This is a genomic window from Devosia sp. (assembly GCF_028290435.1).
Taxonomy (GTDB): domain Bacteria; phylum Pseudomonadota; class Alphaproteobacteria; order Rhizobiales; family Devosiaceae; genus Devosia.
In genome coordinates, this window is record NZ_JAQGJV010000024.1 from 86,839 (window position 1) to 100,222 (window position 13,384).

Annotated in this window: 10 protein-coding genes and 1 pseudogene; 4 read left to right on the top strand and 7 right to left on the bottom strand. The window is 62.3% G+C overall.

The annotated features are described in order from the left end of the window. The first annotated feature begins 27 nt into the window (after positions 1 to 27). Together JWP26_RS06910 and JWP26_RS06915 are read left to right on the top strand one after the other, a co-directional pair. A complete protein-coding gene (locus JWP26_RS06910; RefSeq protein ID WP_299725042.1) occupies positions 28 to 1,620 on the top strand; it encodes a hypothetical protein in 1,593 nt (530 codons plus the stop codon). Further along, complete coding sequence (locus tag JWP26_RS06915; protein WP_299725044.1) at positions 1,607 to 2,254, top strand: ATP-binding cassette domain-containing protein; 648 nt, start codon at positions 1,607 to 1,609, stop codon at positions 2,252 to 2,254. The genes JWP26_RS06910 and JWP26_RS06915 overlap by 14 nt, the downstream gene beginning before the upstream one ends. A gap of 137 nt (positions 2,255 to 2,391) precedes the next feature. Here the strand turns inward: JWP26_RS06915 and JWP26_RS06920 are convergent, their stop codons facing one another. Both JWP26_RS06920 and JWP26_RS06925 read right to left on the bottom strand, forming a co-directional pair. After that, positions 2,392 to 4,404: a hypothetical protein gene (locus JWP26_RS06920; protein ID WP_299725046.1), complete on the bottom strand. Its 2,013-nt coding sequence runs from the start codon at positions 4,402 to 4,404 to the stop codon at positions 2,392 to 2,394. Positions 4,405 to 4,450: 46 nt separating this feature from the next. Beyond that, positions 4,451 to 5,740 (bottom strand): adenylosuccinate synthase, encoded by a 1,290-nt coding sequence (locus JWP26_RS06925; RefSeq protein ID WP_299725048.1) that lies wholly within the window; start codon positions 5,738 to 5,740, stop codon positions 4,451 to 4,453. 157 nt (positions 5,741 to 5,897) lie between these two features. Between JWP26_RS06925 and JWP26_RS06930 the strand changes: the two genes are divergently transcribed. Then, on the top strand, positions 5,898 to 6,839 hold the full coding sequence (locus JWP26_RS06930; protein ID WP_299725050.1) for a DMT family transporter: 942 nt from the start codon (positions 5,898 to 5,900) through the stop codon (positions 6,837 to 6,839). Between the two features lie 48 nt (positions 6,840 to 6,887). On the opposite strand, the gene serA is transcribed toward JWP26_RS06930, so the two are convergent. The 4 genes and pseudogenes from serA to JWP26_RS06950 all read right to left on the bottom strand — a co-directional run bounded on the left by serA (position 6,888) and on the right by JWP26_RS06950 (position 11,787). Then, positions 6,888 to 8,471, bottom strand: a complete 1,584-nt coding sequence (gene serA, locus JWP26_RS06935; protein WP_299725052.1) for a phosphoglycerate dehydrogenase — start codon at positions 8,469 to 8,471, stop codon at positions 6,888 to 6,890. Between the two features lie 165 nt (positions 8,472 to 8,636). Continuing rightward, positions 8,637 to 9,812: a phosphoserine transaminase gene (locus tag JWP26_RS06940; protein ID WP_299725070.1), complete on the bottom strand. Its 1,176-nt coding sequence runs from the start codon at positions 9,810 to 9,812 to the stop codon at positions 8,637 to 8,639. Between the two features lie 544 nt (positions 9,813 to 10,356). Further along, positions 10,357 to 10,545: pseudogene (locus tag JWP26_RS06945) on the bottom strand (arsenate reductase ArsC); the annotation flags it as partial. A gap of 909 nt (positions 10,546 to 11,454) precedes the next feature. After that, complete coding sequence (locus tag JWP26_RS06950) at positions 11,455 to 11,787, bottom strand: hypothetical protein (RefSeq protein ID WP_299725054.1); 333 nt, start codon at positions 11,785 to 11,787, stop codon at positions 11,455 to 11,457. A 58-nt stretch (positions 11,788 to 11,845) separates the two neighbouring features. Here JWP26_RS06950 and JWP26_RS06955 point away from each other — a divergent pair, with 58 nt between their 5' ends. Further along, complete coding sequence (locus JWP26_RS06955) at positions 11,846 to 12,130, top strand: hypothetical protein (RefSeq protein ID WP_299725056.1); 285 nt, start codon at positions 11,846 to 11,848, stop codon at positions 12,128 to 12,130. 760 nt (positions 12,131 to 12,890) lie between these two features. On the opposite strand, the gene JWP26_RS06960 is transcribed toward JWP26_RS06955, so the two are convergent. After that, a partial coding sequence (locus JWP26_RS06960; protein ID WP_299725058.1) for a DUF930 domain-containing protein occupies positions 12,891 to 13,384 on the bottom strand: 494 nt, incomplete at its 5' end.

Below are 13,384 nucleotides of genomic sequence, written 5' to 3' on the forward strand. Positions count from 1 at the left end.
GCATGCTCGAACTGGCATGGCCACCTCATGACCACTCTCCCCCAACGCCCCCTCCGCATCGCCGCCGCCGCCCTGCTCGCGCTCTCCATAGCGGGCCTGATCGCCGTCGTTCTCTATTCCATCTTCGCCACCGCCACCGGCGCCGCCAGCTCCGCCTCGCGGCTCGACATCGCCCACCTCGTCCGTATGACCACGATCCAGGCGAGCCTCACCACAATCCTGTCGCTCCTCGTCGGCATTGCGCTCGCCTGGAGCCTCAACCGCCTGCGCTTTCCCGGCCGTGATCTGGTGGTCGGGCTGTTTTCCTCGGCCATCGTCACCCCCGGCATGGTGGTCGCCTTCGGCCTGCTCACCATCTGGGGCCGCAACGGCTGGATCAACCAGGCGGCCGACGTGCTAACCGGCCACACCATTGGCAACCCCGCCTTCGGCCTCTCCGGCATCCTGTTTGCCCATGTCATTCTCGACGGCGCCTTTGCCGCCCGCATCCTCTTGGCGCGGCTCGACGCCATCCCACAACCGCGTCTCAAGACCGGGCAGAGCCTGGCACTGAGCGCGCGCCAGCGCTTCGCCATCATTGATTGGCCCGCCATGGCCGGCACCATCCCCGGCCTTGCCGCGATCATCTTCCTGCTCGCCTTCACCAGCTTCCCCATCGTGCTGCTGCTCGGCGGTGGGCCGGCCAACCAGACGCTGGAGGTGGCCATCTACGCCGCGGTGCGCCAGGATTTTGACCTACAGGGTGCCGTCATGCTGGCACTGACGCAGATCGGGGTCTGTTCCGTCGTCATCCTCGGCGCCTCTGCACTGGCGCCAGTGCCCACCAGCCTGGGCGCCTCGATCGCTCCAAGCTGGCGTGACCCGTTCGCCGCCCGCGCGCTGCAAACCGTGGTGCTGATCCTCTGCACCCTCGGCTTCGTGCTACCGCTGTTGACGGTGCTGATCGGCGGCTTCGGCGCCGGCATCCCCCCGGTGGTCGCCACCGCCAGCTTCTGGCACGCCACCGCCGCCAGCCTTGTCATCGGCTGCGTCTCGGCCCTGTTGACCCTGGCGCTCGCCTTGATCCTGACGCTGGGCCGTAGCGCCACCGGCAATGGCGCAGCGCGCACCGCCCTCGGCATTCCCAGCTACGCCTATCTGGCGGTCCCCGCCGTGGTGCTCTCGTTGGGCTTCTTCCTTACCGTCCGCAATCTCGGTGTCGCCCCTGCCATTGCGGCGCCCTATGTGGTCATTCTCGGCAATGCCATGTTGTCGCTGCCCTTCGCCGTCGCCACGCTCGGCCCGCCACTTGACGCCATCGCCCGCAGTCGCGGCAAACTGATCCGTTCGCTCGGCCTGTCCGGCTGGCGGCAGTTCGCGCTGGTGGAATACCCCCTGCTCGGCCGCGATATCGGCGTGGCGCTGGCGCTGGCCTTCTGCTTTTCGCTCGGCGACCTGGGCGTCATCGCCCTGTTCGGTACGCAGGATTTCCAGACCCTGCCGCTGCTGATGTTCCGCGCATTGGGCGCTTATCGCGGAAATGACGCCGCCGCCATCGCTGCGATCCTTCTGGTCGGCACCATCCTAGCCTTTGTCGCCCTGCCCAAACTGTTCGAAAGGCTCGCCCATGTTGCGCGCTGAAGCCCTCAGCTTCGCCTATCCCGGCCAGGCCACGCCCTATGTGTTTTCGTTCGACGCCCTGCCCGGCCAGATCACCGCGATCTCGGGAGCCAGCGGTTCGGGAAAATCCACCCTGCTCGACCAGCTCGCCGGCTTCTTGGCACCGGTTTCCGGTACGCTGACCCTCGACGGCATGGACATGCTGGGATTGCCACCCGAACGCCGCCCGGTTTCGCTACTGCTGCAATCGGAAAGCCTGTTCGAGCATTTGAGCGCTGCCCGCAATGTGGCGCTGGGTCTGCCCGCTCGTACGCCACGTGCTATCATCGACCAGCGCGTCGCGCAGGCGCTTGCAGAAGTCGGTCTGGAAGAGATCGGCCCGCAACGCGCCGCCACATTATCCGGCGGCCAGAAGCAGCGCGTCGCGCTTGCTCGCACGCTGCTGCGGAACCGTCCCGTGCTGTTGCTGGATGAACCCTTTTCGGCGCTCGATGACGACACCCGGCAGACCATCCGCGCCCTAGTAAGAACCCTGACCGAACGGCAGAACTGGCACACGATCCTCGTCAGCCACCATCAGGACGACGTCGCCGCCCTCGCCAGCCGGCGCTACCAACTGGCCGATTACCGGCTGACTTTGAAAGAGTCTCGGTGAGTGGGTCGAGATTTACGTCAGGGCGAGTCGAAAATGCTAGTCTTCGAGAACCGGAGCGCAGCGTACTTAGGTACGTGAGCACCGGAAGCGGAGAAGACTGGCATTTGCAGGCCGCCCTGGCGTGAATATCGGCCCGCTCAGGGTGCGGGCTTGGCCCAGGCCGTGAACACCTTGTCGAACAGCGCCTGTGCGGCATCGTCCTTCTCGAGCGTGATGATGGCGTTCCGCCCGGTACCGTAGATCACCGCAAGATCCATCCATTTGCGGTGTTCGAGCAGGTCGGTATTGGTCGCCGCGTCGGCGGGCGAAGCGCTGAGGGCGAAGAGGAACGAATTGCCCACCACCCGTGCCGATGCGCCCACCAGTGGCGTGCCGGGCACCAGTTCCTCGTTTTTCAGCAACACGCCCGGCAGGCCCGCAATGGTGCCGCCCACAAAGGTGTCGTTGACGCTGAAATCGACTTCCATCAAATGGCTGGCGGGCAGGCTCGGATCGGCATTCTTGCGAATGGTCATCGAGATACCTAGATTGCGCGCCGGAATATTGGCCTTGCCGACCAGGGTCGGCAGGCCGACTTCATCGACGCCTTCGGTCCAGTCGATAGTGCCCGAGAACGGCACTGCGCCGGTGCGCCCATCAGGCGAGGCTTCCAGCAGCAGCGATTGGCTGCCCGCGAGCACTGCCGGATCGACCGATGCCGTTAGGTCGGTGCTCGGCGCGGGGGTGGCCTGTTCGTCGGGCAAGCGCTCTTCGCCCTTGACCTCGTCGCCGCCCAATTGCGGCAAGGCGGTCTGGTTGGCGCTGGGCACCACTGGCGTGGGGGTAGGCTCCAGCCGGTCCTGGATTTCGAGGCCCTCCAAGGCGGTCGTCGGCACATCGGTGCCGCTGGTGGTCGCGGTATTGCCCGGACCGGCGGCATTGTCGGCGGCCGGGGCCGGCGCTTCATTGGTATCCAGCGTCGGCGCAGTAGTCTCGGCCGGCGGCGCCACTTCGGCGACCTGTGGCGTCGTGGTGGCCCGACCGAACATCTGGTCGAGATCGACATAGCCTTCGCGCCAGGCCCAGAAGCCGCCACCGCCCACACCGGCCAGCAGCAGCACGAACACCACGAGGAAAATCGTCAGCCCGGCGCCACTCCGCCCGCCCGAAGGCGCAGCGGCAAAACTCACGTCGCTGGCGTCGTCATCGGCTTCGACAGTGCCGTTGCGGGCAGTGGTGCCAGACGGCCTGGCCTGCGGGTCTGCCAAGGGCACGGTGACTTCGCCGCGCGCCTCGCGGTCCAGCGTTTCGATGGCGCGCTCGATGGCGCCCTCAGCCTCGCGTGGATCGGGCTCGACTTCGACTTCGCGGACGGCCGACAGTGCAGCCTCGACGGGCGGTGCATCGACCACGGCCAGCGGCATGGCGACCTGCTGGCGCGCCAGGGCCTGGTTACCCAGGCTCGGCTCCATGCGCGAGGTGACGCGTACGGTTTCGGACGAATTGGCCGCCAGGGGCGTTGGCTCGCGACGCGGCGTGAAGCTCGGTGCCTTCAGCGGGCTATCGGCCTGCCGGGCGACGCCGCTGGAAATCGATGAGGTCGGCCCGCTCTTGGCGGCTTCCGCGCGCGCCACGATCGAGGGCAGCGGACGCTCGTCACGGACCTCGGGCTTCGGTTCGGCCGGCTTGGCGGTGATGCTGACAACGCTGGCCGAAGCCGAGGCGGCCGCCTGGTTGATGATATCTTCGATGCTGCCGCCCGCCTTGGGGGCTTCGACGGGCTGAGAGGCCTCGACGGGCTTCGGCGCTTCGACGGGCTTGGGCGGCTCAACTGCTTTGGGCGGCGGCGGCACTGCCACTGGCGCGGCTTGCGCCACAATCGGCGCTGCCGCTGGCGCAACCGTTTCGGGCGCAGCAGGACGCGCGCTCAGATTGATATCGCGGCTCAGCGAGATCACGGCCTCGCTGGCTTCCTGCTCCACCTGGCGGATACAATCTTCGAGCTGCAGCCGGTGCTGGGTGATATCGCGCGCCGGCAATGGCGGCGTAATGGCGCGCAATTGCCCGACAAGGGCTGTGCGCGCCTTCTCGTAAACCGCACGTCGTGCAGCCCCATTATTCTCCGGCAGCGCCGAGATGGCCCGGCGCAACAGCTCTTTATAGTCCGCCATAGGTTACTTGCTACTCACGATTGCGGCTATCTTGTAACAAAAAATCTCAATCTTGGAATGGGTCATGCACCAGAATGGTATCCAGCCGTTCCGGGCTCGTCGACAGCATGGCGACCGGTGCCCCGATCAGCTCTTCAATATAGCGCACATACTTGACCGCCTGCGCGGGAAGTTCGGCCCAGCTGCGCGCTCCGGCGGTCGTTTCGGACCAGCCTTCGAGCACCTCGTAAATCGGCTTAACGCGCGCTTGTGCCCCCATTGAGGCAGGCAAATAATCAATCCGTGATCCATCGAGTTCGTACCCGACGCACACCTTGATCTCCTTGAGCCCGTCCAGCACGTCCAGCTTGGTCAGCGCAATGCCGGAAATCCCCGAGGTGCGCACGGTCTGCCGCACCAGCACCGCATCGAACCAGCCGCAGCGGCGGGGCCGCCCGGTATTGACGCCCACTTCCTTGCCGACGCTGGCCAGATGGCGACCGACCTCGTCATCGAGTTCGCACGGGAACGGGCCCTCGCCGACGCGGGTCGTATAGGCCTTGGTGATGCCCAGCACATAGCCGATGGCGGTTGGGCCAAGGCCCGAACCGGCCGCCGCCTGCCCGGCAACGGTGTTGGACGAGGTCACGAACGGATAGGTGCCGTGGTCATTGTCCAGCAAGGCGCCCTGCGCGCCCTCGAACAGGATACGGGCGCCCGCCTTGCGCTTTTCGTCGAGAATGCGCCAGACTTGGTCCATGAACGGCAAGATCTGGTCGGCGACCGAGGTCAGTTCCTCGTAGATCGCATCGGCATTGATCTCGACCAGCCCCATGCCGCGGCGCAGCGCATTATGATGCAGCAATAGGCGTTCGATCTTGGGCATCAGCGTCTCGGGCTCGCTGAGGTCGATCAGGCGGATCGCGCGGCGACCCACCTTGTCCTCGTAAGCGGGCCCGATACCACGCTTGGTGGTGCCGATCTTCAGACCCGCATTGGAGTCCTCACGGATCGAATCGAGTTCGCGATGCAGCGACAGGATCAGCGGGGCATTGTCGGCGATGCGTAGCAGTTCGGGCGTGATATCGACGCCCTGCGCGCGCAGCTTGGCCAGCTCGATCACAAAATGGTGCGGATCGACCACCACGCCATTGCCGATGACCGAGAACTTGCCCTGTACCAGTCCCGAGGGCAGCAGCGCCAGCTTGTAGCTCACCCCGTCGATGACCAGGGTGTGGCCGGCATTATGGCCGCCATGGAAGCGCACGACGACGTCGGCGCGCTCCGATAGCCAATCCACGATCTTGCCCTTGCCCTCGTCGCCCCACTGCGAGCCGACGACAACCACATTTGCCATGCGCTTAATTCCTCAAGATCGGCACGCCCACGCCGCCCCGACCCCTGCGGGCCGCTTGGCGGATAAGCCGTCACCATCGTTGCTTCGGTCGCTCAGGACATTTGATCGCGGCCGAATAACTGCTAAGTCCGACTGTCCTTACATCACCCGAGCGACGATGACAAAGCCGGTGGCGACCCAAAATCGCGGCATAACCGCCCGGCTGCTCGATCAGCCCTATCTGATGCTCATTCTGGCCCCATTATTCTGGGGCGGCAATGGCGTTGCGGCCAAGCTGGTGATTGGGGAAATCGACCCGTTCCTGCTGCTGGCAACCCGGTGCCTGGGCGCGCTTGCGGTCATTTTACCGTTCGCCTGGCCCCATTTGCGGCAGGATTGGCCGGTGGTACGCCGCTATTGGCCGCTGCTGATGGCCTATGGCGCCATCGGCTATGCGCTGTTCAATGTCTTTCTTTATGTCGGGCTCAAGACTACAACCGTAGTCAATTCCTCGATCGAACAGGCTGCCCTGCCGATGATGATTCTCGGCGCCAATTTCATCGTGTTCCGGGTCCGCGCCCGCGCCTTGCAGGTCGCCGGCGTGCTGATCGCCATCAGCGGAGTGATTCTCACCGCCACTCATGGCGACCCGGCCCGCCTGCTGACCCTCGATATCAATATCGGCGACGCCTATGTGATCGTCGCCTGCCTGACCTACATGATCTACACGCTGGCGCTGAAATACCGCCCGGACGTGCATTTGATGAGCTTTCTCGGCGTCGCCTTCGCCGGGGCGGCGGTCACGGGGCTGATCACCCTGCAACTGTTCGGCGGCGGATTGGGCCAGTTCGCCAACCTCGCCCATGCCTCACCCAAGGTCTGGGGCGTCCTTGCCTATGTGATGATTTTTCCGTCCATGTTCAGCCAGATCTTTTATGCCCGCGGCGTCGAACTGCTCGGCGCCAACCGCGCCGCCCCCAGCCACAACCTGATCCCGGTATTCGGCACGCTGCTCTCGGTGCTGATCATCGGCGAACACCTTGAACTCTACCACTACCTCTCCGCCGCGATCATCATCGGCGGCATCGTGCTGGCGGAATGGTCGGCACGGCGGCCATAAAAAAAGACCGGCGCCTGAGGCGCCGGTCGCAACAATCATGCGTAACGCTTAGAACTTCAGCGCGCGGGCCTGTTTGACGCCTTCGAGGGCGGCGATTTCGGCCAGTTGCGGATCGGTCAGCGTGCCATCGATGGAGACGAGCGCGATGGCGTCCTGCCCGACTTCGACGCGGCCCAGGTTGAAGTTGGCGATGTTGATGCCGAGCTTGCCCAGCAGCGTGCCCAAGCGGCCGATGTGGCCGGGCTTGTCCTCGTTGGTCACATACAGCATGGACGGCGTCAATTCGGCCTCCATGTTGATGCCCTTGACCTGGATGACACGCGGCTTGCCATTGGCGAACACCGTGCCGGCCACGCCGCGCTCCTGCAGCTCCGTCATCACCGTCAGGCGGATATAGTTCTCGTAGGCGCCCTGCTGCTCGCGGGTGATGACCTCGACATTAATGCCGCGATCCTTGGCGATCTGCGGGGCCGAAACCATATTGACCTCGCCCATCATCGGCTTGAGCACGCCATTGAGCGCCGCCGCCACCATAGGCCGGGTGTTCATCGCCGCGACATTGCCTTCGAACTCGATGCGAATGCCCGTGATCGCCGTTTCGGTGAGCTGGCCCGCAAATGAGCCCAGCACTTCGGCCAGCTTGATGAACGGCGTCAGGATCGGCGCTTCTTCGGCCGAGATGGACGGGAAGTTGAGCGCATTGGTGATTTCGCCGCTCATCAGATAGGCCGAAATCTGCTCGGCCACCTGGAGCGCCACATTCTCCTGCGCTTCGGTCGTCGCCGCGCCCAGATGCGGGGTGCAGATGACATTGGGCAGCTCGAACAGCGGGCTGTTCTGCGCCGGCTCTTCGAGGAACACATCGAGCGCCGCGCCGGCAACCTGGCCCGACTTGAGTGCATCATAGAGTGCCGCTTCATCGATCAAGCCGCCGCGGGCGCAGTTGATGATGCGCACGCCCTTCTTGGTCTTGGCCAGAGCCTCCTTGCTGATGATGTTGCGGGTCGCGTCGATCAGCGGAGTGTGCAGCGTGATGAAATCGGCACGAGCCAGAAGGTCGTCCAGCTCGACCTTTTCCACGCCCAAGGTCTGGGCGCGTTCCGGGGTCAGGAACGGATCGAAAGCGATGACCTTCATGCGCAGGCCCAGGGCCCGGTCGGCAACAATCGAGCCGATATTGCCGGCGCCGATCAGGCCCAGCGTCTTGTTGGTGACTTCCACGCCCATGAAGCGATTCTTTTCCCACTTGCCGGCACGGGTCGAGGCATCGGCCTCGGGCAGTTGGCGGGCTAGCGCCATCATCAGGGAAATGGCGTGTTCGGCGGTGGTGATGGAATTGCCGAATGGCGTATTCATCACGATGATGCCCTTGGCCGTGGCAGCCGGGATATCGACATTGTCGACACCGATGCCGGCGCGACCAATGACCTTGAGATTGGTCGCGGCAGCGATGATCTTTTCGGTGATCTTGGAGGCCGAGCGGATGGCGAGGCCATCATATTGCCCGATCACCTCGAGCAGCTTTTCCTTGTCCTTGCCCAGATCGGGCAGGTAATCCACCTCGACGCCATTATCCTTGAAGATCTGGACGGCGGTGGGGCTAAGCTTGTCGGAAACGAGAACCTTGGGCATGACGCCCTCCTTGGAAACTGAGTGTGTGGCGAGTCCCCCCCACCTCCACCTCCTCCCCTCAAGGGGGAGGAGAGCCGATCGCGGCGCTCGATCATCCGAGGCTGGCCGCAAACTCAATCGGTCCCCTCCCCCTTGAGGGGAGGGCTAGGGTGGGGGGAAGTATTGTTAAGCAGCGGCCTTGAGGAGCGCGGCCTTCTCTTCGGCGAATGCGTAATCCAGCCACGGCGTCAGAGCGGCCAGCGATGCCGCCTCAATCGTCGAGCCGGCCCAGATGCGCAGTCCCGACGGCGCATCCTTATAGGCGCCGATGTCATAGGCCACGCCAGCCTTGTCGAGCCGCGACACGATCGCTTTGGCAAATGCTGCCTGCTTATCGCCGTCGAGCGCCGTCACGGCCGGATCGACGATCGAGAAGCAGACCGAGGTATTGGAACGGAACGCCGCGTCCTTGGCCAAAAATTCGACCCAGTCGGTCTTGCCGACCCAATCGGCCAGCACCTTGAAATTGGCATCGGCACGAGCCTGCAGACCCTTGAGCCCACCTTCGCGCAGGCCCCATTCCATGGCGTCCACCGCGTCCTCGATGCAGATCATCGAGGGCGTGTTGATGGTGGCGGCCTCGAACACTTCCTCGAGCAGCTTGCCACCCTTGGTCAGGCGGAAAATCTTGGGCAGCGGACGATCGGGCTTGAAGCTCTCCAGCCGCTCGACGGCGCGGGGGCTCAGGATCAGCACGCCATGGGCGGCTTCCCCGCCCAGTGCCTTCTGCCAGGAGAAGGTCACCACATCGAGCTTGTCGAATTCCAGCTTCTGCGCAAACGCCGCCGAGGTGGCGTCGCAAATGGTGAGGCCCTTGCGGTCGGCCTTGATCCAGTCGGCGTTCGGAACGCGCACGCCAGATGTCGTGCCATTCCAGGTGAACACCACGTCGCGGTCAGTATCGACCTGGCTCAGGTCGGGCAATTCGCCATAGCCGGCCTTGATGATACGCACGTCATCGAGCTTGAGTTGCTTGGCCACGTCGGTGACCCAGCCTTCGCCAAAACTTTCCCAGGCCAGCATGTCGACGCCGCGCTCGCCCAGCATGCTCCACAGCGCCATTTCGACAGCGCCGGTATCGGAGGCAGGCACGATGCCGATGCGGTAATCCGCAGGCACTTCGAGCAGCTCGCGCGTCAGATCGATGGCGCGCTGAATGCGGGCCTTGCCCGGCTTGGAGCGGTGCGAACGACCCACCAATGCGCCAGCAAGCGCCTCAACCGTCCAGCCTGGACGCTTGGCACATGGGCCCGACGAAAAATTTGGATTAGCCGGTTTCACCGCCGGTGCGGTATGGGGCATATCAGCCATATTCAGCGACCCTCCCAGGTCTATGCGTCTTGCGTTAGGGCAAGATGTCCTGAGGCGGGAGATACGCCCGAACCGGCATATCCGTCAATGCGTCTTTTGCAGCATTTTTGAAAGCGGGCGCATGAAATTGATTCCCGGCCATAGGAAAAGTAAAGAACCGTGACGATTCAGCATGATAAGCTTGTTTTCAGCTAACGGGAACTTTGCCGCTGGCGCCAGGAACGGTTCAAGTCCCGATGTGGCCGAGCGAAGCTCCGCGGGACTGCCCAGGACCATTGAAGAGTCTGAAGTGAGAAGGTGACAAAGTACGTTGCAACTTATCGTCGTCTGTTGAGGACCGCACATGCGAAAAGCACACCAGGAACCTACCACCTCAGTTGACGGGGTCGGCAAAGCTCCTCGGAAGGATGGCCGGCGGGCCTTATTAGTCTACCTCGATCCTTCCCGGATCAGAGACCTCAAGAAGGCACTCCTCGATCGGGACATCAACCTCTACGAACTGGTCGAAGAGCTATTGAAATCGCAGACCAAGAGGGCCAGAGCGAACAGGTTCACCTGCTGCGTTATCACAAACCGGGAAGATGAAATTCATCTTTGGTGCCCCAGGAACGGCGAACACGTCCCACGCCTTGGACCGTAGGCCATCAGTTGGAATACCGACTCTGGAGAGGATCTCCAATGTCATTGGGTGAATGGCACCCTTAGATGTGGACCCCGCAGAGTAGCCGTTGAGCAGAGTGAGAGAGTGAACGTGCAGGGGCTGAACGATCTCGGGACTGCTATAAGGCGTATACCCTTGTGCAGGACTGCTGAACGGGCGTCAGTGGCCCGCTGTGGGGCCACTTTAGGCTATTGTTTTGGGGAGTTCGGAAAATATATGGTCACGCACTTTGGGACAGAGGCACCTTGATGAGTTTCAGAAAATCACGGTTCGTCCTGTTGGCGCTGGTTGGGTTCACACTGCCGTCTGGGGCTCAAGAGAGCGGGAGCGGACCCAGCGAGGCGGAAGTATGTTCCGTCCTGACTAAAATAGCCGCTGATTCAAACGCCGCGAAAATGAGCTTCCCAGGGAACAAACTCGAAAGCGCGTTGTTCGAGATTGACTGTGGCCAGAAGCGTTTTACTCAAACGTGGGAACTTACCCAAGCTGGGTCGGAACTGGGAGCAGACGGCCTTGGGAGACAATCCGCGGACTTCACAAGATTGATGTGTGAAACCTGGCACTGGCAAATGCTATTTGATCGACATTGGACTGCGCAGTTGGACATTACGTACCGCCAGCAGAAACTCATCCCGACCTTCGTACTTTCTGTTTGCCCTACCTGAAGCCTATTTCGGGAGGTAGCCTGCGTTTTCCTCCGCATCCGGCTCGGTGAACGGAAGCGAGGTTGTCGATCGGGCTGCCCTCTTCCGGGCGCTACTCGGTGGCCGACGGCTCGGTAACCCGCATCGAAGTCTCCAACTTAACCACACAGTCGTAGAGGAGTTGCCATTCCAAACGAAGGTGTACCGAAGCTATTGCGGCGAAAAGGTACCATGCCTCGCCTAGAGGCCGGTGGTCTCGACCTTCGGGGCGTCGACCATGCAGGGGTGGAAATTACACGGCGCGCCGGGAAGAACCGCCGGAGTGAAACTAGAAGAGGTGCAACACGGTCATTTGCAGCAGAAGCACCGCTCCTCGGGCGAACGCATAGCTCGCAAAGGCAAGACCGGTTACAAACGCCCGTTTTAGCGCCGGGTTTCTCGACGACCCAGGAATATGCTCATCGAACAGTATCAATCCAGGACAAAAAACGAACAGCCCGAACATTATGGCAAAGACTGCTTCATAGTTGACCGTCGACCGCAAGGGAGAAGGCCAACCATTTACCGCCCAGAGCGCCGAGATCACGAAGCTTACGACGGAGCACGTGGCAACGGTGATCCAATAGGCGAAGCCCGGCGGTACGCTGGCAGTGACTACCAATGGGGTCGCCAATCTGGCGGAGCTTTATGAGCTGACGACCGTGCTGGGGAGCGATCCAATGGATCCTGCTGCCGTTGCCTTTGGCTACCATAAAGCCACGGAACTGATGCAGCAGCAGTTTGGAACTGTGAGCCAAGCTGTTCATCCTGCCAGCCTGCGGGTAACTGATCCCGAGGTGGTTTATCTCGCTCTGACTTCGTATCCACCGGGAGATTCTGCTGATCAGCAGACGCTGGGCAAATTTCGTCACGCAATAGATGCCGCTTTCGGTCGGCACGGCGGGGTTTTGCATGTGAAGAAGGATACGGCAGTATTTATGAGCACCAAAAAAGCCGACCTCTAATAGCGTGTACTTCTCCAGAAAAGCTCAGGAAACCTGTCGGTCCCTTCCTCCCCTGGCCGCCCGGTCGTTTCCCGACCCCATTTCGGTCAGAAGGTTGGTGTTGGCCTTTCACCTAAAGGGGTCTTCGAACCGGCAAGTTTGTTTTTCTGATCGCCGGGGCTAAGCGCTCGCGGCTGCAGTCCGGCGAACAGCAAAGACGATTATCCAAATGACAAGCCCTAAGTGGGCCAAGAGGCATAAAGTGGAAATCCTCAATATGAACTCGGTAGAGATTTGACTGGACACGAGTCCACCTCGTCCAAGCAATGCGGCGGTGGTTGCGAGTGTGCAGGGGACTCCTAATACCGCGAGTGAACCAGTAAAAAACTGAATGTCTGGCGTCCCTCGCCGGGTTCTTGAGGGCTTCTGCCCCAGCATCAGCGCCAGTACGCCGAGGCACCAAAGTAGGGCCGCAAACCCACCTATTGCACCGGCTCCGAGACCCAAAACGTAGACGCCCTCGACTTCGCTATTCCAGTCTGTACCAAACAGGTAGCAAGCGCTGCCACCCCCGCAATCCACGGGTCCCAAAGTGAGGATCAAGCAGACAGGGAGCCCGCCGAAGATTGCGATCCAGGCCAATACCAGCCAGTAGCGTGTTGGCAGACAGATAGCATGAGGTCCCCGGTCATAGAATCTTTCAGTTCTGCAGCTCCGCATTGGCCGAAAGCGACAGATATCGTCTAGGCTACCAAACTCCTTAGTCAAAAGCATGTCTGCTCTAGGTCTTGCTCAGTCGAGCAAGCACCGCGTCCGTCACGTCGGCGCCGAGCCGATAGGAAAACGCTGTGACACTCTGGAGGTCGTCGCTGAGCGTGCAGTCGAAGGCGAGGCCATACCACCTTTCTCCGGAGCGGAAGATCGCGCCGCTCGCTGCGACGCGCGTCCCTGTCATCTCCGACCTGGCATAGGCTTCCGCCATCACAATGTCGGGCGCGAAGCCTTCCCCGGCATTGCCGATCTGGGCCAAGGCCTCAATATTGCAGGTTTGCGCCAGCCGCTTTTCGGGGGGCAGCGTTTCTAGCATCGCGCGTGCCCGTGCCATGCTGGGAACACTCAGCATCGCCTTGAGATAGAAGCGTTTGGCACTGCGCAACGCCCCTAGCTCAAGGGTCGCGACATCGGGCTCCGCCGACGAAGCAGGCGGGGCTGTTCCTTCCGCCATCTCGTCAGCGTCAGCCGTGACCGCAGAGACGGCCTGATCCGGCACGCTGG